This is a genomic window from Acidovorax sp. GW823-FHT01C06 (assembly GCF_058798375.1).
Genome location: NZ_JBXAKN010000001.1, coordinates 1,139,754 through 1,160,558, shown reverse-complemented (window position 1 = coordinate 1,160,558; position 20,805 = coordinate 1,139,754). Strand labels below are relative to the sequence as shown.

The following is a 20,805-nucleotide window of genomic DNA, read 5'->3' as shown; positions in this document are numbered from 1 at the left end:
CCCCCCGAGACAGGAAAAAACCCATGCAACGCAGACTGCTCGTCCAATCGCTGTGCGCCGCCACCATCCCCGCCTTCTTCCCGGGGGCATCGCGCGCCCGGAACAGGTATGCCCCCTACCGGGGCCAGAAGCTCAGGATCAGCATCCCCAGGCACCACCACTACGACGCCGCCACGAAACTGTTCCCCACGTTCACCAGCGAAACCGGCATTCAGGTCGAGTTTGAACAGCTCCCCATCGCGGAGATGAAAAAGAGGCAGCTGGAGGAGATGGCCAAGCCGCAGTGCGACTTCGACCTCGTGTCGTATGTGGTGATGTGGAAAGGCGAGTACGTCAAGAAGCGCCTCATCCGGGATATCGAGCCCTACCTGAACAACCGGCAGCTCACCCCCGAGGACTTCGACCTGCCCGACATCATCGCGGGATTCCGGGAGAACATTGGCCTGGTCGGGGGATGGAAAGGCTACCTGGCCGGCGGGGCCGCCAAGCTCTATGGGCTGCCCTATGGAGCCGAGACCTCGGTGCTGGCCTACCGGCACGACATCTTCGAGAAGTTCAACCTGAAGCCGCCCGAGTCGTACTTCCAGCTGGAACAGCTGCTGCCGCTCCTGCGGGAAAAGACCGCCATGGGGTCGCTGGCCTCGCGCGGCAAGGAAGGCCACCAGTGCGTGCATGCCTGGCTGTTGCACCTGAATCCGCTCAATGGCGGCGTGTTCGAGAACAACTGGCAGCCCCGCCTGCATGATTCGGCCGGAGTCCGCGCCGCCAACCTGCTCAAGAAGATCATCGACACCGGCCCTCCCAACGCGCTGGCGGCGGGCCAGACGGAGATGCTCAATGCGTTCCTGCAAGGGCAGGCCTCCATGTACCTGGACTCGACCCTCATCTTCGGTGCAGTCCGCGACGAGAAGATCTCGAAGATCAATGGCAAGGTAAGTTATGTGCGCCATCCCCGCGGCGCGCGCTATGCGTCCCAGACCGGAGGCCTGGGACTGGCCATCCCCGCCCAGTCGAAGAACCCGGACAGCGCATTCCTGCTGATGCAATGGCTCACCGCCAAGCAGCAGGACAAGTCGGTTTGCCACCTGGGCGGCGTGCCCCACCGGCTGTCCACCCTGGCCGACCCCGACCTGGGGAGGAAATACCCCGAGTTCCAGATGCTCCTGCGCAGCATCGGGGATGCCAACCCCAACTGGCGCCCCATCATTCCGGAGTGGGACACCATCAATACCGACATACTGGGCAAGAGCATCCACGAGGTGATTTCAGGCAAGCAGCCCGCAGAGACGGCGCTGGCGCAGGCCGCGAAGGCGGTGGCCGACCTGATGCGCCGCGAAGGGTACCTCACCACCCCGCCACCGGCCCGCTAGTTCCGCTGGTCCGGCTTGCGGCGCCCCTGCTTCGCCGGGCAGCGCCTCCGGCACCAGGATCGGCGACACCAGCGGCGCCACTCAGCCTGCCGCCCCGCCACTGAAGTGTCCATGGCCGTCCTCGGGCGGCCTCACGCGACGTTCATGGGTTTCACGCTGCTCAAGCTGGCGAAGCGCCGGCTTTCATCACCTGGCATCCCGTGTGGCGGCCGGGGCAGCCACGGTGCAGGCCGTCCCGAGCGCCGCACGGGCTCAGCCGGCAAGGCCCTAGAGTTCTGCGGCTACGCCGCCAGCAATCCGCTGTGCGCGGCGGCGTGGCGCAGCCAGTCGGCATCCTGCGCCAAGGCCAGCGCGGCATCGAGCGCGCGGGTGGGCTGCACCTGGCGGTGCGACATGAAGCCGATGGGCGTGGTGAGCACGGGCGCCAGGAGAGGCAGCGCCTCCAGCCCGTCATGGCCCCGCACCGCATCCACCAGCGCGCCCGGCAGCACGCTGCACAGGTTGCCGGCCACCACGCTCAAGGCCAGCGTGAGGACCGAATCGGTTTCCATGGCGGGCCGCACCGTGGCCCCCGCGCTGCGGAAGGCGCCATCCACCAGGCTGCGGTTGTGCATCTCGGGCGTGAGCAGGCACAGCGGCAGGCGCGCCGCCTCGGCCCAGCCAACGGGCCCGCCCATCTGCAGGCCGTGCCCTTTCGGGCTGCTGGCCCGCCGCAGCAGGAAGTAGTGCTCCACGTACTGCGGCCAGGCCCGCAGTTGGCCGCCGCGCGCGGGCATGCGCTCGGTGTAGCCCAGCGCGAGGTCCAGGGAAATACTTTCCAGCCCCGCCTCCAGCGCCTGCGAGCTCATGGACAGCGCGACGGGCGCGATGCCGGGGTGCCGCGCCTGCAGCTGCGCCGCAAACCGCGCCAGGATGGGCATGGCCGTGGGCACGGCGCCCAGGCGCAAGGTGCCGCGCGGATGGGCGGCATCGCTCAACAGGTCCTGCTGCAGCACCTGGTGTTCATGCAGCATGCGCTGGGCCGAGGCCAGCACACGCTCCCCCTCGGGCGTGAAGCCCTCGAAGCTGCGGCCCCGGCGCACCACCACCACCCCAAACTCTTTTTCCAGCGCCCGCAGCGCGTTCGACAGCGCAGGTTGCGTGATGTGGCAGGCCTGCGCCGCCCGGCCGAAGTGCCGGTGCTCGTGCAGCGCCACGAGGTAGCGCAGGGACGCGAGCAGGTTCATGGCGCAGTGCGGCAGCCCACGGAGATCAGGTGTTCTTGCTGATCGAGATGGTGGGGAACTTGTTGGAGAAGTCCTTGGCCTGCTGGGCGATCTTCACCGCCACGTCGCGCGCCACCTTCTTGTAGATCTTGGCCACGTCCCCGTCGGGGTCGGCCACCACGGTGGGCTTGCCGCTGTCGGCCTGCAGGCGGATGCTCATGTCGAGCGGCAGCGCGCCCAGGTAGTCCATGTGGTAGTCGGCCGCCATCTTCTTGCCGCCGTCGGCGCCAAAGATGTGCTCCACATGGCCGCAGTTGCTGCACACGTGGGCGGCCATGTTCTCGACGATGCCCAGGATGGGCACGCCCACCTTCTCGAACATCTTGATGCCCTTCTTGGCGTCCAGCAGCGCGATGTCCTGCGGCGTGGTGACGATCACGGCGCCGGTCATGGGCACGCGCTGGCTCAGCGTGAGCTGGATGTCGCCGGTACCGGGCGGCATGTCGATGATGAGGTAGTCCAGGTCCTTCCAGTTGGTCTGGCGCAGCAGCTGCTCCAGCGCCTGGGTGGCCATGGGGCCGCGCCAGATCATGGCTTCGTCCTGGTCCACCAGGAAGCCGATGGACATGACCTGTACGCCATAGTTCTCCAGCGGCTCCATGGTCTTGCCATCGTCGCTTTCGGGGCGGCGGTTGATGCCCAGCATCATGGGCTGGCTGGGGCCGTAGATGTCGGCGTCGAGCACGCCCACGCTGGCGCCCTCGGCAGCCAGCGCCAGGGCCAGGTTGGCGGCCGTGGTGCTCTTGCCCACGCCGCCCTTGCCCGACGCCACGGCGATGATGTTCTTGACCTGGGGCAGCAGCTGCACGCCGCGCTGCACGGCGTGCGCGATGACCTTGGTGGTGATGTTGACCGACACGTTCTCCACCCCGGCAATCCCCTTGGCGGCCGCCACGAGGCTGCGGCGCAGCTCGGGCACCAGGCTTTTGGCGGGGTAGCCCAGTTCGACATCAAAAGCCACATCGCCACCGGTGATCTGCACGTTGCGCAGGGCCCGGGTGCTGACGAAATCCTTGCCGGTGTGGGGGTCCAGCACGCTGGAAAGTGCGGCCAAGAGGCCCTGTTCGGTGACTGCCATTCAATAATCTCCAGAAGAGGCAGGTAGTCTATCCAAGCGCCGTGTCCTCCGCGTCTGAAGGACAATGCGCCGCGTTGCCGCCGCCTGCGCCCAAAACCGAAAGAAAAGGACCCCCGTGAAATTCAAGATGGCCGAAAAGTCCCTGTTTGCCATGCTGCTGCGCTCGCCCTGGTGGGTCAGCTTCGTGGTGGTCGGCCTCATTGTCCTGGCGGCGGGCGCCCTCTTGCCCAAGGAGTACTTCGTGGTGGGAGCGCTCGCGGGTTTCCCCATCTTCGTGGTGGGCTGCATTGCGGCCTGGAAGCAGCTGCGCGCCCCCAACCCGGCCCAGGTGGCCGACATGCTGGAGGCCGTGGGCAGCATGCCCTGGCGCAGCTTTGCCGACACCCTGGCATCCGCCTGGACCCGGGCGGGCTACACCGTGGAGCGGATCAACGGCAACAACGCCGGGGCCGACATGCGCCTGACCCTGAGCGGCAAGACCACGCTGGTGAGCGCCAAGCGCTGGAAGGCCGCCACCCATGGCGTGGAGCCCCTGCGCGAACTGCACGCGGCCATGGTGGCCAGCGACGCTCCGGCGGGCGTCTATGTGGCAGCCCTGGGGCAGGTCAGCGACAACGCGCGCCTGTATGCCCGCGACCATGGGATCGCCGTGCTGCAGGGCGATGCAGTGGCGGCCCTGCTGCTGAGCAGCCGGCGCTGATCCACGCCCCGCCGGCCCGCCCCGCAGCCCGCCATGCGGGTTTTCCCAGATGGAGCGACCGGTGGCGGACTCCACACTTGGCACATCACCCACCCCTTCGACGATGCCATCGATCAGCCCCCCCACCGACGCCTGCGCCCCCGCTCCCGCGGCCCCGCCCGCCCGTCCCACCGGCCTGCTGCTGACCGGCGGCGGTGCCCGCGCCGCCTACCAGGTGGGCGTGCTGGAGGCGATCGCCGACATCCGCAATGCCTGTGGCGCGGGCGGCGGGCCCAATCCGTTTCCCATCATCACGGGCACCTCCGCGGGCGCCATCAACGCGGCGGCGCTGGCCTGCGGGGCCGACAACTTCGACCGCGCGGTGCGCCGCATCGCACGCGTGTGGCGCCAGTTCCATGCCAGCCAGGTGTATGGCGCCGATTCGCTGTCCGTGATGCGCAGCGGGGCGCGCTGGCTCACGCTGCTGTCCATGGGCTGGGCGCTGGCGCGGTGGCGCCGCATGCGGCCCCGGTCGCTGCTGGACAACTCGCCCCTGGAGAAACTGCTGGTGAAGATGGTGCCCCTGGTGCGCCTGCCCCGGCTCATCCGCAAGGGGCACCTCACCGCGCTGGCGGTCACGGCATCGAGCTACAGCTCGGGCGAGCACGTCACGTTCTTCGAATCCAACGCGCCGGTGCAGCCCTGGGTGCGCTCGCAGCGCAAGGCCGCGCGCGACCGCATCACGCACGAGCACCTGCTCGCGTCCTCGGCCATTCCGTTCATCTTCCCGGCCAAGGGCATCACGATCGACGACCATACCGAGTACTTCGGCGATGGCTCCATGCGGCAGTCGGCCCCGATCGCGCCCGCCATCCACCTGGGGGCCGAGCGCATCCTGGTGATCGGCGCGGGCCGCATGCACGAGCCCCGGGGCGACGCCGCGGCCAACCCCACGCCCAGCTACCCCACGCTCGCGCAGATCGCGGGGCATGCGCTGTCCAACATCTTTCTGGACGCGCTGGCGGTCGACGTGGAGCGGGTGCAGCGGGTCAACCAGACGCTGTCGCTGATCCCCCCCGACGTGCGCGCGCACAGCGCGCTGCGGCCCATCGAACTGCTGGTGATCGCGCCTTCGCAGCGGCTCGACGCGGTGGCCGCGCGCCACGTGGGCGATCTGCCGGCCCCCGTGCGCGCCATGCTGGCGGCGCTGGGCGTCACGTCCAACATGGCGGATGTGCGCGGCGCGGCGCTGGCCAGCTACCTGCTGTTCGAATCCGGCTACACGCAAGAGCTGATGGCCCTGGGCCGGGCCGACACGCTGGCCATGCGCGCCGAGGTGTGCCGCTTTTTCGGCTGGACCGACAGCGGCGCGGACATTCAGACCCGCGAGCACGCCTGAAGGGCCGCCGGTCCGCCCCGGCGTCCGCTACCGCGCCTTGAGCACGTCCTTGCGCAGCCAGCCCAGGCCGTGCGCGTGCAGGCTCTGCACATACAGCCGGTCCGCCGTCTCGGTGATGGCCGTGGTTTCCGGGTAGGCGCCCGCCGGGTCCTGCAGGTCGGCCACCACCTTGCCGTCGTCGGTGAACGCGATCACGTGGCCGTACGGCTGGGGGATGGGCCACAGCGCACGCGGCAGGCGCAGTGTCAGGCTGCGCAGCCAGGGCTTGCCGGCCATGTTGTCGATGGCCGCGCCGCGCGGCTTGGCAAAGCCCAGCCAGATGCGGCCGTCCATCCCGCGCATCAGGTTGTCGGGGTAGCCGGGCAGGTTGTCGAGCAGCACGCTGGCCTGGGCTCCGGGCAGGCTGATGTCCAGGTCGTTCGCGTCCACCGCGATCTTCCATACCCTGTACTTGCCGGTTTCGTTGACGAACAGGCTCTTTTCGTCCTGGCTGAGCGCCACGCCGTTGGCGAAGCTCAGGCCCCGGGCCACCACGCGCGTGGCGCGAGTCGCGGGGTCGTACTCCAGCACCCGGCCCGTGCTGGCCTGCTCCAGGATGTCGAGCACGCTGGCCTCGAAGGTGCCGCCCCAGTCCTGGGGGGCAAAACGCGTGGAGGCGTCGCTCAGGTACATCTTGCCGCTTTGGGCCACCACCACGCCGTCGGCATAGCGGATGGGATCGCTGCCCACCTTGTCGGCCAGCACGGTGACCTTGCCATCGGGCGCGATGGACAGCAGGCCCTTGACCGCATCGGCCGCGATGAGGTAGCCCGCCGCGTCGAAGTCAAAGCCCAGCACCCGCCCGCCGGTATTGGCAAAGACCTCCTGGCCCGATCCATCGGGGTTCATGCGCAGGATGTTGCCGCTGAGCACCGTGGTGTAGAGCTTGCCGTCCCTGCCCACGGCGATGTGCTCGGGGCCGACCTCGCCGTGGAGGTCGATCACCTGCAGCTGGGCCAGCCGCGTGTTGGGCGCATGCACGCCCTGGTAGCCGGGCGCGGGCGGGGCGCTCCAGGCCACGGGCCGGATGGGCACGGGCCACCATGCCAGGTAGGTCGCCAGCACCAGCACGGCGCCAGCGGCGCTCCATCCCAGTCTCCTCACCAGCTTCTTTGCCATCGGCGTTCCTCCGTTGTGGTCGGTGCCAGGCATTGTGGGCCCGGCGAGCCCCCGCGCACCCTGCCCGGGGCCCGTTCGCTGGCACCTGCGCGACCCGCGCGCGGGGCTGGAGCGCCCGCGGCCGCGAGGCAGGGCGCCAAACGCCTAAAATCGCGGGTTCCGCCTGAGAAAGCCGCTTTTCATGACGTCATCCGCACGCAAACTCTTCGTCACCACCGCTCTGCCCTACGCCAACGGCAACTTCCACATCGGCCACATCATGGAATACATCCAGGCCGACATCTGGGTGCGGTTCCAGCGCATGCAGGGCCACGCGGTGAACTTCGTGGGCGCCGACGACACGCATGGCGCGCCCATCATGATCGCCGCCGAGAAGGCGGGCGTCACGCCACAGCAGTTCGTGGCCAACATCGCCGCGGGCCGCAAGCAGTACCTGGACGGCTTTCACATCAGCTTCGACAACTGGCACAGCACCGACGCGCCAGAGAACCACGAGCTGGCCCGCCAGATCTACCGCGACCTGCGCGACCGCGCCGACGGCTCGCTGATCGAGGTGCGCACCATCGAGCAGTTCTTCGACCCCGAGAAGAACATGTTCCTGCCCGACCGCTACATCAAGGGCGAATGCCCCAAGTGCCATGCCAAGGACCAGTATGGCGACAACTGCGAGGTGTGCGGCACGGTGTACGCGCCCACCGACCTGATCAACCCGTTCTCGGCCTTGTCCGGCGCCAAGCCCGAGCTGAAGAACTCCGAGCATTTCTTTTTCAAGCTCTCGGACCCGCGCTGCGTGGAGTTCCTGGAGAAGTGGACGCAGGACGGCAAGCTGCAGCCCGAGGTGGCCAACAAGATCAAGGAATGGTTCACCGTGCGCACCAATCCGGACGGCACGACCAGCGAAGGCCTGGGCGACTGGGACATCAGCCGCGACGCACCCTACTTCGGCATCGAGATCCCCGACGCGCCGGGCAAATACTTCTACGTGTGGCTCGACGCCCCCGTGGGCTACCTGGCCTCGCTCAAGAACTGGTTCGACAAGGGCGGCCCCAAGGCAAAACACGGCGACACCCGCTCGTTCGACGAATACATGGCCGCTGCCGACACCGAGCAGTACCACTTCATCGGCAAGGACATCGTCACCTTCCACACGCTGTTCTGGCCCGCCATGCTGCACTTCAGCGGCCGCAAGACGCCCGACAACGTGTTCGTGCATGGCTTTCTCACCGTGAACAACGGCGAGAAGATGAGCAAGAGCCGTGGCACCGGCCTGGACCCGCTCAAGTACCTGAGCCTGAACATGAACGCCGAATGGCTGCGCTACTACCTGGCGGCCAAGCTCAGCGCGCGCAACGAAGACATCGACTTCAACGCCGAGGACTTCATGCTGCGCGTGAACAGCGATCTGATCGGCAAGTACGTGAACATTGCCAGCCGCGCTGCGGGATTCCTGACCAAGCGCTTCGACGGCAAGCTCACCAGCGACTTCGGCGCCACGGGCGCGGCCCTGCTGGCCGAGGTGCGCGGTGCCAGCGGCGCCATCGCGCAGATGTACGAAACCCGCGAGTACAGCAAGGCGACGCGCGAGATCATGCAACTGGCCGACAAGGTCAACGCCTATGTGGACCAGAACAAGCCCTGGGACCTGGCCAAGGACGCGGCCAACAACGAGGCGCTGCACCAGGTCTGCTCGGTGCTCATCAACACCTTCGCCGCGCTCACGCGCTACCTGGCGCCCGTGCTGCCGGGCTTGGCCCAGGCCGTGCAAGGCTTTGTGGGTGTGGACATGCGGCAGTGGCACGTGGCGGGCGACGTGCAGGCGATCACCCCCTACCAGCACCTGATGCAGCGCGTGACCCCCGAGCAGCTGGAAGCATTGTTTGAGGCTCCAGCGCAGGCAGAACAAGCGCCAGCAGCTACTGAAACAATAGCATCCCCCGGCGGCGAGGAACTGGCCCCCACCATCACCATCGACGACTTCACCAAGATCGACCTGCGCATCGCGCTGATCGTGAATTGCGAGCCGGTCGAAGGCTCCACCAAGCTGCTGCGCCTGACGCTGGACGTGGGCGAAGGCCGCACGCGCAATGTCTTTTCAGGCATCGCCAGCGCCTACCAGCCCGCCGACCTGATCGGCAAGCACACGGTGATGGTGGCCAACCTCGCGCCGCGCAAGATGAAGTTCGGCGTCTCCGAAGGCATGGTGCTGGCCGCCAGCCATGGCGACGAGAAGGCCAACCCCGGCATCTACGTGCTCAACCCCTGGCCCGGCGCCACGCCCGGCATGCGGGTGCGCTGAAGCACTGCAACGGCCGCGCCGGCCGTTGCCTTCCCGGGCCCCGCCGCTCGTTCGCTCACAGCGATGCCAGCGGCGGCGACCGCTGCGGCCGGCCCGCGCGCAGCGCCTGTCGCCGCAGGTACCACTCGGCGCCCAGCAGGTTGGGCACCCAGCACAGCCAGGCGATGAAGGGGTAGGACACCTGCTCATCCACCCCCAGGGCCATGCTGCCCCCCAGGTAGACGCGCAGCGTGATGGCTGCCGCCGTGAGCGCATAGCTGCGCACCATCCAGCGCCGGTGCTCGGCAAAACGGCGCTGCAGCGCGCGCAGCAAGCCCATGCCGGCCGCCACGATCCAGGCCACGCCCAGCGCCAGGAAACCCAGGACGGCCACGGGACCCGTCATCGCATCCAGTGCCAGGGGCAACGACGAGAGCCAGCCCACCGCAATCGCCGCCACATACCCGCGCCCCACCCAGCGGTGCAGGGCCGGAAACCGGGTGCGCCATGCCGCCATCAATTGCAGCGGGCCCAGCATCAGTGCCAGCGATGCACTGACCGCGTGCACCACGAAAGCCCGGGGCGCCGACTGCAGGCTGGGCAGGTCCATCGGGAAGGGCATGCCGGGCAGCGCATAGCGCAACGAGACAATGCCGACGGCCAGGGCCGACAGCGCGAGCAAACCCCAAGCCAGGGCGGGGGCGAGAGTACGTGGAGACATGGCAACTTTCTGTGAAATGGAAGTCCATCCACTCTAGAAATTGCGTCTGAGCCCCGTGTTAGCAGCGCCTTAGGCGGGTGTTAGCAGCGGCGCGGGCGCGGGCTGGAGTGGGGGCAGATGCACCCGCGCCAGCAGGCCCGCGGCGCCGTCGTCCCGCGCCCGCAGCTCCACCCGCAAGCCCTGGCGCAGCGCTGCCGCGCGGGTGATGGCCAGGCCCAGCCCGCTGCCGTCGGCGTCGTTGCCGGGCACGCGGAAGAAGCGGTCGAAGACCCGCTCCAGCAGCTCTGGCGGAATGCCGGGGCCGTTGTCGACGATGTCCACCACCGCGCCGCTGTCCAGACGGTGCAGCCGCACTTCGACCGCACCGCCCTCGGGCGTGTAGCGCAGGGCGTTGTCCAGCAGGTTGTCGAACACGCTGCGCAGTTCGCTGGCAGCGGCGTGGACCGCCACCTGCCCGTCTCCGGCAAAACCGACCTCGATGCGGCGCTGGTCCGCCAGGGGCATCAGCTGGCCCACGCAGTCGCGCAGCAGGGCCGTGATGTCCACGGGCGCAGTGGGTGCCTGCGCAGACACCGGCGCCTCCTGCCGCGACAGGCGCAGCAACTGGCCGACCAGGTGCCGCGCCCGGCGCATGCCCGCGTCCAGTTGCGCGAACTGCTGCTGCGCATCGCCCGCAGGCACGAAGGGGCGCAGGTTCTCCAGCTGCAGCGCCATCGCGGCCATGGGCGTGCGCAGCTCGTGGGCGGCGTCCTGTACGAAGCGGCGCTGCGCGGCAAAGGCCTCGCCCAGGCGCGCCAGCAGTGCATTGAAGGAACCCACCAGGGGCACGATCTCCTCGGGCACGCGGTCCATGCGGATGGCGCCCAGGCTGCGGTCGTCGCGCTGGGCCACTTCATCGGCCACCATGCGCAGCGAGCGCGATGCGCGCCCCACCACCAGCCACAGCGTGAACAGCAGCGCCGGTACCAGCAGCGCCATGGGCACGATGACGTACAGCGTGCGCACCGCCACTTCTTCCTGCAGGAATTTCTCGCTTTGCAGCACCTGCACGCGGCGCTGGTGCGGCCCGGCCGCTGGCGCGGTGTAGACGCGCCACCCAGGCGCCCAGGCATCGTGGGTGCGCAGCAGACCGTGCCCTGGCGCGGCCTGCAGTGGCACACCGGTGTCGGGCCGCGACGTGGCCAGCAGCCGCCCGTCGGCCGACCACACCTGCACGGCAAAGGCGCCCCAGTCCAGGATGTTGGTATCGCTGAGCAGCGGCAGGGGCTCGACCCCGTGGCCAGCGTCCCGGCCGTCGCCGCCATCGCTGGTGCCCGCCAGCCCCTGCCCGCCGGCTGCATGGGAACGCGCCAACACCTCCATCTGGTATTGCATGAAGGTGTGGATGAGCGCGCTGTAGCTCGCCCAGAACGCGCAGCCCGCCACCACGGCGCCCACCAGGATCCAGGGCGCGAGCCACAGCAGGATCTGCCCGCGCAGGGACCGGGGGCGGTACCAGCGGGCCGCGTGCTCGCGCACCGGCCCCGTCATGGCGCCGCCACCCGCCAGCCCAGGCCGCGCACGTTGCGGATGGCGTCGGGCCCGAGCTTGCGGCGCATGCCGTGGATGAGCACGTCCACCGCGTTGCTGCTGACCTCCTCGCCCCAGCCGTAGATGCGGTTTTCCAGCTGCTCGCGCGACAGGATGGCGCCGGGGCGCTCCAGCAGCGCATGCAGCAGCGCGAATTCGCGGGCGGTGAGGGCCTCGCGGGCGCCGCCCTGCAGCACCTCGCGCGTGGCCAGGTCCAGCTGCAGGGCACCATTGCCCACCAGCGACTGGGCCACACCGCTGCGCCGGCGTACCACGGCGCGCATGCGGGCCAGCAGCTCGGCCACCTCGAAGGGTTTGAGCAGGTAATCGTCGGCACCGATGTCCAGGCCGTGCACGCGGTCCTCGACACCGTCGCGCGCGGTAAGCACCACCACCGGCGTGAGGTCGCCGCGCGCACGGGCGCGGCGCAGCACCTCGGTGCCGTCGAGCCCCGGCAGGCCCAGGTCCAGCAGCACGCAGCTGTAGTCGCCATCGGCGAGGGCGCTGTGGGCCAGTTCGCCGTTGCGCACCCAGTCCACGGACCAGCCCGCCCCCTTGAGCGCATGCGACAGGCTGCGCCCGATCATGTCGTCGTCTTCCACCAGCAGTGCGCGCAACAGGGTTCTCCTTGGGGCCTTCAGGGCGGTGCACAGCGTAGCGCGGAATTCTTAGCCCGCCATGAGCGCGGCGCCCACCCAGGGCGGCGCAGGGCTAACCCGGCGCTAAGAAAGCATTCCTACAGTGCACCGGCCCCCTGCCTGCGGCGTGCGGCCCGCAGGCAGGCCCGGCCTGGCCCGCCCCTTTTCTTTTTTCTTCTTTCTGGAACCCGAACCCATGACGCACTGCCTTCGCCTGCCCTCCCCCACCCACCACACCCTGCCGGGCCGCGCGGCGGTCATCGCGGCCACCCTGGCGGCGCTGGCGCCCGCCGCCGCCTGGGCGCAGCAGGATGCCCCCACCTCCACCTGGGGCGCGGGCCTGGCCGTCAGCGCCGACCGCAAGCCCTACCGCGACTTCGACGACAAGGCGCAGCCGCTGCCCCTGCTCACCTACGAAAACCGATGGGTCCACATTGCCGGCCCAGGCGTGGATGTCAAGCTGCCGCCGGCCGGCCCCGTGGGCCTGCGGCTGCGGTCGCGCTTCGGTTTCGAGGGCTACGAGGCCAAGGACTCGCCTTTTCTGACCGGCATGCAGGAGCGCAAGGGCAGCCTCTGGCTGGGCGCGGCCGCCAGCTGGGACACGGGGCCGGTGCAGCTTTCGGCCGAGCTGCTGGCCGATGCCTCCGGCCACAGCAAGGGGCGCCAGTTCACGCTGAAGGCCGAGCGCCGCTTCCAGCTCGGTGCGTGGGACATCACCCCCCGTGTGTCGGTGCAGCGGCAGGACCGCAAGTATGTGGACTACTACTACGGCGTGGAAGGCGCGGAGGCCCGCGCAGGCCGCCCGGCCCATGAAGGCAGCTCCGCCGTGAACCTGCAGGCCGGCCTGCGCGTGGGCTACGCGCTGGCGCCGCGGCAGTGGATGTTCGTGGACGTAAGCAGCACGCGGCTGGCCAGCGCGATCAAGAACAGCCCGCTGGTCAACAGATCGAGCCAGCCGGCGGTGACGGCGGGCTGGCTTTACCGGTTCTGAGCGCCGCCTTCAATGCCCCACATACCGCCCCGGCCGGTGGCTGATCCACAGGAACCCGCTCATCACCAGCACGGCCAGCACCGAATACGCCACGCGGTCCACCGGCACCACGAAGAGCGCCAGCAGCACCACGGTGCCGTCGATCATCATCTGCACCTTGCCCGCACGCATGCCGTAGCGGGCCTGCAGGTACAGCGACACCACGGTGGCCCCGCCCAGGCTGGAGCGGTGGCGCGCCAGGAACAGGCAGCCCGTGCCCAGCAGCAGCCCGCCCAGCAAGGATGCGAACAGCGGGTTCAGGTAGTCCACGTGCATCACATGGGGGAACAGCTCGGTCAGCAGCGACAGCAGGGCGACGCAGACAAAGGTCTTGACCGTGAACTCGCGCCCCATGCGCGTCCAGGCGAACCAGTAGAACGGCAGGTTGACCGCGAAGAACAGCTTGCCGAACGAGATGCCCGTGACGTAGTGCAGCAGAAACGCCGCGCCCGCCGTGCCGCCCACCAGCAGCCCCGCCTGGTTGAACAGCATGAGCGCCATGGCCACGAACAGCGTGCCGGCGAACAGGGCCTGTACATCCTCGAACGCACCATGGCGCAGGGTGGAGGCGTCGGCATGGGCATCGCCAGCGGCGCTGGAGTCATTGGCGGGGGTGTCGGTCATGGAGGGGATCACGCTGGCGTCACATCAATCCGCGCGGAGCGGGGGCCGGGATGGCCGTGCAAGAACAGCAAGCAATATGCCAGGGAGCGCAGGCTCCACGCCCGATGTCCATCCCTGAGCGGGCAGAATTCGAAGAATTTCCGGCTGCTACCGCTGGTTGTAGTTCAATAGTTTGCTATCAATTTTAAAGTTCCATCCACAACCCGCCCCCCCCGCGCGGCCCCTGGCAACGGGCACATTCGGCACGCAATGTGCTTGGCGACCGCACCGGCTTCGCCCCATTGCGCTGCGCACCCGGCTCACTACACTGAAGTCTGCCCCGCGTTGATGGCGGTGGTGGCTGCATCCCGGCGGTGCCGGGGCCCTGGGCCGCCGCAGAGCCGCCGAAAAGAAAGTGCCCGCCACCATGCAGTTTTCACTCGCCTTCCACCCCCGCCTGCTCGATGCGCTGCGCGGCTACGACAAGGGCCGCTGGCTGGCCGATGTGGGCGCGGGGGTGACGGTGGGCATCGTGGCGCTGCCGCTGGCCATGGCGTTCGCGATCGCCAGCGGCCTCAAGCCCGAGGCGGGGCTGTGGACGGCGATCATCGCGGGCTTCCTGATCTCCGCCCTGGGGGGCACCAACGTGCAGATCGGCGGACCAGCGGGCGCATTCATCGTCATCGTCTACGGCATCGTCGAGCGCTACGGCGTGGCCAACCTGCTCATCTCCACCGCCTGCGCGGGCGTGCTGCTGGTGCTGCTGGGGCTCTTCAGGCTGGGCACGCTGGTGCGTTTCGTGCCGGTGAGCATCGTGATCGGCTTCACCAACGGCATTGCCGTGCTGATCGCGCTGTCGCAGGTCAAGGACTGGCTGGGGCTGTCCATCGACCGCATGCCGGGCAATTTCTTCTCGCAGATCGATGCGCTGGCGCGGCACGCGGACAGCCTCAACCCCTATGCCTTCGGGCTGGGCGCGGCCTGCGTGGCCGGGTTGTTCGTCTGGCCCAGGCTGATGATGAAGGGCTCGCCCGTGATGCAGGTGCTGGAGCGCCACACCGTGCGCAGCTTCGCGCGCGTGCCCGCGCCCGTCGTGGCGCTGGTCACGCTGAGCCTGCTGGCCTGGGCGATGGAGTTTCCGGTGGAGACCATCGGCTCGCGGTTTGGCGGCATTCCGCAGGCGCTGCCGGTGTTTGCGCTGCCCGATTTTTCGTGGGACGCGGTGCGCCTGCTGGTCACGCCCACGCTCACCATCGCGCTGCTGGGCGCCATCGAATCGCTGCTGTGCGCCCGCGTGGCCGACCAGCTGGCCACCGACCCGCACCACAAGAAACACGACCCCAACCAGGAGCTGGTGGCCCAGGGGCTGGCCAATCTGGTGGTGCCGTTCTTCGGCGGCATGCCCGCCACCGGCACCATTGCGCGCACCGTCACCAACATCCGCGCGGGCGCCACCTCGCCCGTGGCGGGCATGGTGCATGCGCTCACGCTGCTAGTGATCGTGCTGGTGGCCGCCCCGCTGGCGCTGCACATTCCGCTGGCGGTGCTGGCGGGCATCCTGTTGTACGTGGCCTGGAACATGGGTGAGTGGCATGAGTTCGTGCGCCTCAAGCACTTCAGCAACCACTACCGGCTGCTGATGCTGGGCACGTTCTTCCTCACCGTGGTGTTCGACCTCACGGTGGCGGTGGAGGTGGGCCTCTTCATGGCCTGCGCGCTGTTCGTGCGGCGCATGAGCGGGCTCTTTCGCGTGGTGCGCCAGCCGGAGGCCGAAGGCAGTTTTCCCCAGGGGCGGCCAGTGGCCACCTGGCGCCTGCATGGCGCGCTGTTCTTCGGCGCCGCCGCCAAGATCGACCCCATCCTCCAGGCCGTGGAGACCGGCCCGCCCGGCATGGACGTGGTGCTGGACGCCAGCGAGCTGGTGGCGCTGGACACCACGGGGCTGGACGCGCTGGCGCAGATCCTCAAGGCCGTGGCCGCGCGCGGCGGGCGGCTGCGCCTGGTGCACCTGCACGAGCAGCCGCGCTCGCTGATCGAGCGCTCGGGCTTTGCCGCCCGGCTGGCGGCGCAGGGGCTGGAGGACCTGCCGGTGTGACCCGCCGCGCGGCTACTTGCCGCCCTTGAACTCCGGCGCCTCCAGGTCGGCCCCCGTCTGGGTGCGCAGCACGAACTGGTCGGGCCCATGGACCACGGTGAACACCTTGGCCTGGTTGGGTGCCTCCAGGTAGCGCCAGTCGGCATGGGTTTCCCGCTTCAGTTCGTAGGGCGTGACCTTGGCGGGCTTGCCCAGCAGGCGGCGCACCTCGTCCATGCGCATGCCGGGCACCACGCGCGCGAAGTTCTCGGGGGTGAGCACCTGGCGCAGCGCCGTCATGCGGCCGTCGGCGCCGATGGTGATCATGTAGTTGACCTGGCCGGCGGGCTGGCGGTTGTATTCGAACGTGCGCGCGCCGCCGGGCTCGTCCCACACGTTCTCGGGGACGCCGAAGCGGTCGCGCACGTCGGCCTCGGTGGAGACGCCCTCCTTGAGTTCGCTGATGCGTTGCGGGTCGCAGGCGGCAAGCGCCAGCAACGAAAAAGTGGCGGCCGCCAGGGCGGCGGCGCGATATATCAAGGGCATGAGTCGGTCCCGGTAAAATCCACGGCAAAGAGGTTAACAGTCCATGTCCATTTTCCGCCGCCCCGATTACCAATCCGATGCCACCCAGTTCATCAACCAGCTCAAGGCCAGCAAGCCCGAGCTGGAAAGCCAGCAGCTGGCCGGCCGCGCGCTGCTGTGGGACAAGCAGGTGGACCGCAAGATCTGGGGGGAGTACCGCGAAGCCCAGGTCGAGCAAAAGCCCTACGTCTACCAGACGAACGCCGACTGAGCCGACCCGGGCATCAAATTGGCCCCCAGCGCTTGATCAATAAGCGCTGATAGCTATATTTTCAATAGCAAATATCCATGACCACCGCGCGCGTGCCCGAGGCGTCCGATGATCCGGCGGGCACGGCCGCGCTGAACGCGGGCGGCATGCCCGACGTGGTCGATCAGGTCGCGCTGGCGCGCCTGTATGGCGAGCCGCTGTTCGCCCTGCCCACGGACCTGTACATCCCGCCCGATGCGCTCGAAGTCTTCCTTGAAGCCTTCGAAGGCCCGCTCGATCTGCTGCTGTACCTGATCCGCAAGCAGAACTTCAACATCCTCGACATCCCCATGGTGGGGGTCACCAAGCAGTACCTGGCGTATGTGGACGAGATCCGCAGCCGCAACCTGGAGCTGGCGGCCGAGTATTTGCTGATGGCGGCGATGCTGATCGAAATCAAGTCGCGCATGCTGCTGCCGCCCAAGAAGCAGGCCGAGGGCGAGGAGCCCGAAGACCCGCGCGCCGAGCTGGTGCGCCGCCTGCTCGAATACGAACAGATGAAGATGGCCGCCGCCCGCCTGGGGCAGTTGCCGCAGTACGGGCGCGACTTCCTCAAGGCGCAGGTCTACATCGAACAAAGCCTGCAGCCGCGCTTTCCCGATGTGCACGTGGTGGAGTTGCAGGACGCCTGGCGCGACATCCTGAAACGCGCCAAGCTCGTGCAGCACCACAGGATCACGCGCGAAGAGCTGAGCGTGCGCGAATACATGAGCATGGTGCTCAAGACGCTGCAGGGCCGCCGCTTCGTGGAGTTTGAAGAACTCTTCGAGCCCGAAAAAGGCAGCACCGTGCTGGTCGTGACCTTCATCGCGCTGCTGGAGCTGGCCAAGGAGACGCTGATCGAGATCACGCAGGCCGAGGCCTTCGCACCCATCTACGTGCGCCTCGCCTATGTACCGGCATGACACCCCCTGAGCGGCTGCGCCGCTTCCCCCTCTCTCGCTGCGCGGGAGGGGGACGCCACCGGTGGCCTGGCAAAGCCGGCTCCACGGTGGCCCCGGCCGGGAGCCGCGCCCACTTCAACGGCAACTGACACCTTCCATGGCATCCCACGACTTCGACGTTCTCATCGTAGGCAGCGGCCTCGCAGGCCTCTCGGCCGCGCTGCACCTGGCCCCCACGCACCGCGTGGCCGTGATCACCAAGCGCACGCTGCAGGATGGATCGAGCGGCTGGGCCCAGGGTGGCATTGCCGCCGTGCTGGCCGATGACGACAGTTTTGCCGCCCACATCGAAGACACGCTGGTGGCCGGCGCAGGCCTGTGCGACCTGGCCACCACGCGCTTCGTGGTGGAAAACGCACCCGCATCGATCGCCTGGCTGCGCCAGCTGGGCGTTCCCTTCACGCTCGAAGGCGACCAGCTGCACCTCACGCGCGAAGGCGGCCACAGCGCGCGCCGCATTGCCCATGTGACCGACGCCACCGGCGCGGCCGTGCAGCGCACGCTGATCGACGTGGTGCGCGCCACGCCCGGCATCACGCTGTTCGAGCAGCACACGCTGGTGGACCTGATCACCACGCGCAAGCTGGGCCTGCCGGGCCACCGGTGCCTCGGCCTGTATGCGCTGGACAGCGACACCGATGAGGTGGTGACCTTCCGCGCGCCGCAGACCATCCTGGCCACGGGCGGCGCGGGCAAGGTGTACCTGTACACCACCAACCCCGACACCGCCACGGGCGACGGCATCGCCGCCGCGTGGCGCGCGGGCTGCCGCGTGGCGAACATGGAGTTCATCCAGTTCCACCCCACGGGGCTGTACCACCCGCACGAAAAGTCCTTCCTCATCAGCGAGGCGGTGCGCGGCGAAGGCGGCAGGCTGCTGCTACCCCCCTCGGCGGGCGGCACGCGCTTCATGCTGGACCATGACCCGCGCGCCGAACTGGCCCCACGCGACGTGGTGGCCCGCGCCATCGACTTCGAGATGAAGAAACACGGCCTCGATTGCGTGCACCTGGACATCTCGCACCAGAGCCCCGCGTTCTTGCAGGAACACTTTCCGAACATCCTGGCCCACTGCGCCGCGCTGGGCATCGACATCACCAAAGAGCCCATCCCCGTGGTGCCCACGGCCCACTTCACTTGCGGCGGAGTGCTGACCGACCTGGCCGGCCGCACCGACCTGCCCGGCCTGTACGCCGTGGGCGAGGTGGCCTGCACCGGCCTGCACGGCGCCAACCGGCTGGCCAGCAACTCGCTGCTCGAATGCATGGTGTTCGCACGAGCTGCCGCCCAGGCCATTGCCACGGCCCCCACCGCCGATCTGCCCGCCGTGCCCGCCTGGGACGACAGCCGCGTGACCGACGCCGACGAGTCCGTCGTCATCTCCCACAACTGGGACGAGCTGCGCCGCTTCATGTGGGACTACGTGGGCATCGTGCGCACCAACAAGCGCCTGGAGCGCGCCGCGCACCGCATCGCCATGCTGCAGGGCGAGATCCAGGAGTTCTACGCGCACTTCCACATCACGCGCGACCTGCTGGAGCTGCGCAACCTGGTGCAGGTGGCCGACCTGATCGTGAAAAGCGCCCAGCTGCGCCGCGAAAGCCGGGGCCTGCATTTCAGCCGCGACTACCCTGAGATCGCAGCCCCAGCCGCCCCTACCATCCTCGTCCCCCCGGTGCCCCGATGACCTACAGCGTCAAGGAAATTTTCTACACCCTGCAAGGTGAAGGCGGCCAGGCAGGCACGCCTGCCGTGTTCTGCCGCTTTGCGGGCTGCAACCTCTGGACGGGCCGCGAGCAGGACCGCGCGCAGGCCATCTGCCAGTTCTGCGACACCGACTTCGTGGGCACCGACGGCACTTTGGGCGGCAAGTTCGACACCGCCACGCTGCTGGCCGACACCATCGCCGCGCAGTGGCCTGCCGGCGCAGGCCACCGGCTGGTGGTGCTGACCGGTGGCGAGCCCCTGCTGCAGGTGGACGCTGAACTCATCGACGCACTGCACGCCCAGCAGTTCCGCATCGCCGTGGAGAGCAACGGCACCGTGAAAGCGCCCGAGGGCATCGACTGGCTGTGCATCAGCCCCAAGGCCGGTGCACCGTGGGTCCAGCGCAGCGGACAGGAGCTGAAACTCGTGTGGCCCCAGCCCGGGTTCGACCTGCGGGCGCTGGAGCAGGACACCCAGTTCACCCACCGCTTCCTGCAGCCCATGGACGGCCTGCTGCAGCGCCAGAACACCGCCGCCTGCATCGACGCCTGCCTGGCGCACCCCGCGTGGCGCCTGAGCCTGCAGACCCACAAGCTCACCGGCATCCGGTAAGCGGACCTTCTTTGTTGTCGTTGTCTATGTTGTTCACCATCTCCCAGCGGTTTTTCTTCGACGCCGCCCACACCCTGCGCCGTGAGATCGAGGCCGAAGGCAGCCGCCGCGTGCACGGCCACACCTACCACGCCGAGGTGTCGCTCAGTGGACCACTGGACCCCGCCACTGGCATGGTGCTGGACCTGGGCCTGCTGCGCCGGGGCCTGGAGGTGGTGCGCGGGCAGCTCGACCACCACATGCTGGACGACGTGCCGGGCCTGGGCACGCCCACGCTCGAGAACCTGTGCGTCTTCATCGCCCAGGCGCTGCCCGCCGAACTGCAGCCGCGCGTGAGCCGCGTGCGCGTGTGGCGCGACGCGCTGGGCGACAGCTGCTTGCTCGACCTGCCCGCGCGCTGACACACCACCTGCCCCGCCGGCAGACCCCGCCCGCGCCGCCACCGACTTCACCCAAGGAAGCCCGATGTTCCGTACCTTGCTCAAATCCAAGATCCACCGCGTCGCCGTGACCCAGTGCGAGCTGCACTACGAAGGCTCCTGCGCCATCGACGAAAACCTGCTGGAAGCAGCCAACATCGCCGAGAACGAGCAGATCCACGTCTGGAACATCAACAACGGCGAGCGTTTCATCACCTACGCCATCAAGGGCCAGCGCGGCAGCGGCATGATCTCGGTGAACGGCTCGGCCGCGCGCCGCGCCGCCGTGGGCGACCTCATCATCATCGCGGCCTTCGCCCAGGTGCATGAGGACCAGGTGCCCACGCACCAGCCGCAACTGGTGTTCGTGGACGAACACAACCGCCAGACCGGACTGCGCCACGCCGTGCCCACACAGGCCCTGTGATG

General features: G+C 68.6%; 20 protein-coding genes. 12 read left to right on the top strand and 8 right to left on the bottom strand.

What is annotated here, in order from left to right; genetic code table 11:
• The first annotated feature begins 23 nt into the window (after positions 1-23).
• On the top strand, positions 24-1,370 hold the full coding sequence (locus AC1RCS_RS05285) for an ABC transporter substrate-binding protein (RefSeq protein ID WP_492244474.1): 1,347 nt from the start codon (positions 24-26) through the stop codon (positions 1,368-1,370).
• A gap of 281 nt (positions 1,371-1,651) precedes the next feature.
• Here the strand turns inward: AC1RCS_RS05285 and AC1RCS_RS05280 are convergent, their stop codons facing one another.
• Both AC1RCS_RS05280 and apbC read right to left on the bottom strand, forming a co-directional pair.
• Positions 1,652-2,596, bottom strand: a complete 945-nt coding sequence (locus tag AC1RCS_RS05280) for a LysR substrate-binding domain-containing protein (protein ID WP_218339540.1) — start codon at positions 2,594-2,596, stop codon at positions 1,652-1,654.
• 25 nt (positions 2,597-2,621) lie between these two features.
• The gene (apbC, locus tag AC1RCS_RS05275; RefSeq protein WP_218339541.1) at positions 2,622-3,713 is read right to left on the bottom strand and encodes an iron-sulfur cluster carrier protein ApbC; all 1,092 of its coding nucleotides are present in this window, start codon (positions 3,711-3,713) and stop codon (positions 2,622-2,624) included.
• A gap of 115 nt (positions 3,714-3,828) precedes the next feature.
• Between apbC and AC1RCS_RS05270 the strand changes: the two genes are divergently transcribed.
• Both AC1RCS_RS05270 and AC1RCS_RS05265 read left to right on the top strand, forming a co-directional pair.
• Positions 3,829-4,413, top strand: coding sequence for a restriction endonuclease (locus AC1RCS_RS05270; protein WP_492244473.1), 585 nt, complete (start codon positions 3,829-3,831; stop codon positions 4,411-4,413).
• 103 nt (positions 4,414-4,516) lie between these two features.
• Positions 4,517-5,791 (top strand): patatin-like phospholipase family protein, encoded by a 1,275-nt coding sequence (locus AC1RCS_RS05265; RefSeq protein WP_218295883.1) that lies wholly within the window; start codon positions 4,517-4,519, stop codon positions 5,789-5,791.
• A 27-nt stretch (positions 5,792-5,818) separates the two neighbouring features.
• Here AC1RCS_RS05265 and AC1RCS_RS05260 read toward each other — a convergent pair whose 3' ends face one another.
• Positions 5,819-6,949 (bottom strand): SMP-30/gluconolactonase/LRE family protein, encoded by a 1,131-nt coding sequence (locus AC1RCS_RS05260; RefSeq protein WP_492244472.1) that lies wholly within the window; start codon positions 6,947-6,949, stop codon positions 5,819-5,821.
• 181 nt (positions 6,950-7,130) lie between these two features.
• On the opposite strand from AC1RCS_RS05260, the gene metG reads away from it, so the two are divergent.
• Complete coding sequence (metG, locus tag AC1RCS_RS05255; protein WP_492244471.1) at positions 7,131-9,245, top strand: methionine--tRNA ligase; 2,115 nt, start codon at positions 7,131-7,133, stop codon at positions 9,243-9,245.
• A gap of 55 nt (positions 9,246-9,300) precedes the next feature.
• Here the strand turns inward: metG and AC1RCS_RS05250 are convergent, their stop codons facing one another.
• The 3 genes from AC1RCS_RS05250 to AC1RCS_RS05240 all read right to left on the bottom strand — a co-directional run bounded on the left by AC1RCS_RS05250 (position 9,301) and on the right by AC1RCS_RS05240 (position 12,131).
• On the bottom strand, positions 9,301-9,945 hold the full coding sequence (locus AC1RCS_RS05250) for a DUF2306 domain-containing protein (RefSeq protein ID WP_492244470.1): 645 nt from the start codon (positions 9,943-9,945) through the stop codon (positions 9,301-9,303).
• Between the two features lie 69 nt (positions 9,946-10,014).
• Positions 10,015-11,475 (bottom strand): sensor histidine kinase, encoded by a 1,461-nt coding sequence (locus tag AC1RCS_RS05245; protein WP_492244469.1) that lies wholly within the window; start codon positions 11,473-11,475, stop codon positions 10,015-10,017.
• Positions 11,472-12,131 carry a response regulator gene (locus tag AC1RCS_RS05240; protein WP_218339545.1) on the bottom strand — a complete coding sequence of 220 codons (660 nt, stop codon included), beginning with the start codon at positions 12,129-12,131 and terminating at the stop codon, positions 11,472-11,474. The genes AC1RCS_RS05245 and AC1RCS_RS05240 overlap by 4 nt, the downstream gene beginning before the upstream one ends.
• A 217-nt stretch (positions 12,132-12,348) precedes the next feature.
• Here AC1RCS_RS05240 and AC1RCS_RS05235 point away from each other — a divergent pair, with 217 nt between their 5' ends.
• Positions 12,349-13,143, top strand: coding sequence for a MipA/OmpV family protein (locus AC1RCS_RS05235; RefSeq protein ID WP_492244468.1), 795 nt, complete (start codon positions 12,349-12,351; stop codon positions 13,141-13,143).
• Between the two features lie 9 nt (positions 13,144-13,152).
• Here AC1RCS_RS05235 and AC1RCS_RS05230 read toward each other — a convergent pair whose 3' ends face one another.
• Entirely contained in the window at positions 13,153-13,806 is a 654-nt protein-coding gene (locus AC1RCS_RS05230; RefSeq protein WP_218295890.1) for a YitT family protein, read from the bottom strand.
• A 406-nt stretch (positions 13,807-14,212) separates the two neighbouring features.
• On the opposite strand from AC1RCS_RS05230, the gene AC1RCS_RS05225 reads away from it, so the two are divergent.
• The gene (locus tag AC1RCS_RS05225; RefSeq protein WP_492244467.1) at positions 14,213-15,880 is read left to right on the top strand and encodes a SulP family inorganic anion transporter; all 1,668 of its coding nucleotides are present in this window, start codon (positions 14,213-14,215) and stop codon (positions 15,878-15,880) included.
• Positions 15,881-15,892: 12 nt separating this feature from the next.
• On the opposite strand, the gene AC1RCS_RS05220 is transcribed toward AC1RCS_RS05225, so the two are convergent.
• The gene (locus AC1RCS_RS05220) at positions 15,893-16,405 is read right to left on the bottom strand and encodes an outer membrane protein assembly factor BamE (protein WP_218295892.1); all 513 of its coding nucleotides are present in this window, start codon (positions 16,403-16,405) and stop codon (positions 15,893-15,895) included.
• Positions 16,406-16,448: 43 nt separating this feature from the next.
• On the opposite strand from AC1RCS_RS05220, the gene AC1RCS_RS05215 reads away from it, so the two are divergent.
• The 6 genes from AC1RCS_RS05215 (at position 16,449) to panD (ending at position 20,803) form a co-directional block, all read left to right on the top strand.
• Positions 16,449-16,655, top strand: coding sequence for a DUF3460 family protein (locus AC1RCS_RS05215; protein WP_218295893.1), 207 nt, complete (start codon positions 16,449-16,451; stop codon positions 16,653-16,655).
• Between the two features lie 77 nt (positions 16,656-16,732).
• Entirely contained in the window at positions 16,733-17,599 is an 867-nt protein-coding gene (locus AC1RCS_RS05210) for a segregation and condensation protein A (protein ID WP_218295894.1), read from the top strand.
• A 136-nt stretch (positions 17,600-17,735) separates the two neighbouring features.
• Positions 17,736-19,325 (top strand): L-aspartate oxidase, encoded by a 1,590-nt coding sequence (gene nadB, locus AC1RCS_RS05205; protein ID WP_492244466.1) that lies wholly within the window; start codon positions 17,736-17,738, stop codon positions 19,323-19,325.
• On the top strand, positions 19,322-19,957 hold the full coding sequence (gene queE / locus AC1RCS_RS05200; protein ID WP_218295896.1) for a 7-carboxy-7-deazaguanine synthase: 636 nt from the start codon (positions 19,322-19,324) through the stop codon (positions 19,955-19,957). Before nadB ends, queE begins: the two co-directional genes overlap by 4 nt.
• A gap of 26 nt (positions 19,958-19,983) precedes the next feature.
• Positions 19,984-20,358 (top strand): 6-carboxytetrahydropterin synthase, encoded by a 375-nt coding sequence (locus AC1RCS_RS05195; RefSeq protein ID WP_492244465.1) that lies wholly within the window; start codon positions 19,984-19,986, stop codon positions 20,356-20,358.
• Between the two features lie 64 nt (positions 20,359-20,422).
• Positions 20,423-20,803, top strand: coding sequence for an aspartate 1-decarboxylase (gene panD / locus AC1RCS_RS05190; RefSeq protein WP_218295898.1), 381 nt, complete (start codon positions 20,423-20,425; stop codon positions 20,801-20,803).
• Positions 20,804-20,805: the final 2 nt, after the last annotated feature.

Excerpts from the sequence above, each read along its gene's own strand:
- AC1RCS_RS05285 (WP_492244474.1), top strand. The coding sequence starts at position 24 with ATGCAACGCAGACTGCTCGTCCAATCGCTGTGCGCCGCCACCATCCCC.
- nadB (WP_492244466.1), top strand. The coding sequence starts at position 17,736 with ATGGCATCCCACGACTTCGACGTTCTCATCGTAGGCAGCGGCCTCGCA.
- AC1RCS_RS05210 (WP_218295894.1), top strand. The coding sequence starts at position 16,733 with ATGACCACCGCGCGCGTGCCCGAGGCGTCCGATGATCCGGCGGGCACG.
- AC1RCS_RS05230 (WP_218295890.1), bottom strand. The coding sequence starts at position 13,806 with ATGACCGACACCCCCGCCAATGACTCCAGCGCCGCTGGCGATGCCCAT.
- queE (WP_218295896.1), top strand. The coding sequence starts at position 19,322 with ATGACCTACAGCGTCAAGGAAATTTTCTACACCCTGCAAGGTGAAGGC.
- AC1RCS_RS05215 (WP_218295893.1), top strand. The coding sequence starts at position 16,449 with ATGTCCATTTTCCGCCGCCCCGATTACCAATCCGATGCCACCCAGTTC.
- AC1RCS_RS05265 (WP_218295883.1), top strand. The coding sequence starts at position 4,517 with ATGCCATCGATCAGCCCCCCCACCGACGCCTGCGCCCCCGCTCCCGCG.
- AC1RCS_RS05235 (WP_492244468.1), top strand. The coding sequence starts at position 12,349 with ATGACGCACTGCCTTCGCCTGCCCTCCCCCACCCACCACACCCTGCCG.
- AC1RCS_RS05280 (WP_218339540.1), bottom strand. The coding sequence starts at position 2,596 with ATGAACCTGCTCGCGTCCCTGCGCTACCTCGTGGCGCTGCACGAGCAC.
- metG (WP_492244471.1), top strand. The coding sequence starts at position 7,131 with ATGACGTCATCCGCACGCAAACTCTTCGTCACCACCGCTCTGCCCTAC.
- AC1RCS_RS05250 (WP_492244470.1), bottom strand. The coding sequence starts at position 9,945 with ATGTCTCCACGTACTCTCGCCCCCGCCCTGGCTTGGGGTTTGCTCGCG.
- AC1RCS_RS05195 (WP_492244465.1), top strand. The coding sequence starts at position 19,984 with ATGTTGTTCACCATCTCCCAGCGGTTTTTCTTCGACGCCGCCCACACC.
- apbC (WP_218339541.1), bottom strand. The coding sequence starts at position 3,713 with ATGGCAGTCACCGAACAGGGCCTCTTGGCCGCACTTTCCAGCGTGCTG.
- panD (WP_218295898.1), top strand. The coding sequence starts at position 20,423 with ATGTTCCGTACCTTGCTCAAATCCAAGATCCACCGCGTCGCCGTGACC.
- AC1RCS_RS05245 (WP_492244469.1), bottom strand. The coding sequence starts at position 11,475 with ATGACGGGGCCGGTGCGCGAGCACGCGGCCCGCTGGTACCGCCCCCGG.
- AC1RCS_RS05260 (WP_492244472.1), bottom strand. The coding sequence starts at position 6,949 with ATGGCAAAGAAGCTGGTGAGGAGACTGGGATGGAGCGCCGCTGGCGCC.
- AC1RCS_RS05225 (WP_492244467.1), top strand. The coding sequence starts at position 14,213 with ATGCAGTTTTCACTCGCCTTCCACCCCCGCCTGCTCGATGCGCTGCGC.
- AC1RCS_RS05220 (WP_218295892.1), bottom strand. The coding sequence starts at position 16,405 with ATGCCCTTGATATATCGCGCCGCCGCCCTGGCGGCCGCCACTTTTTCG.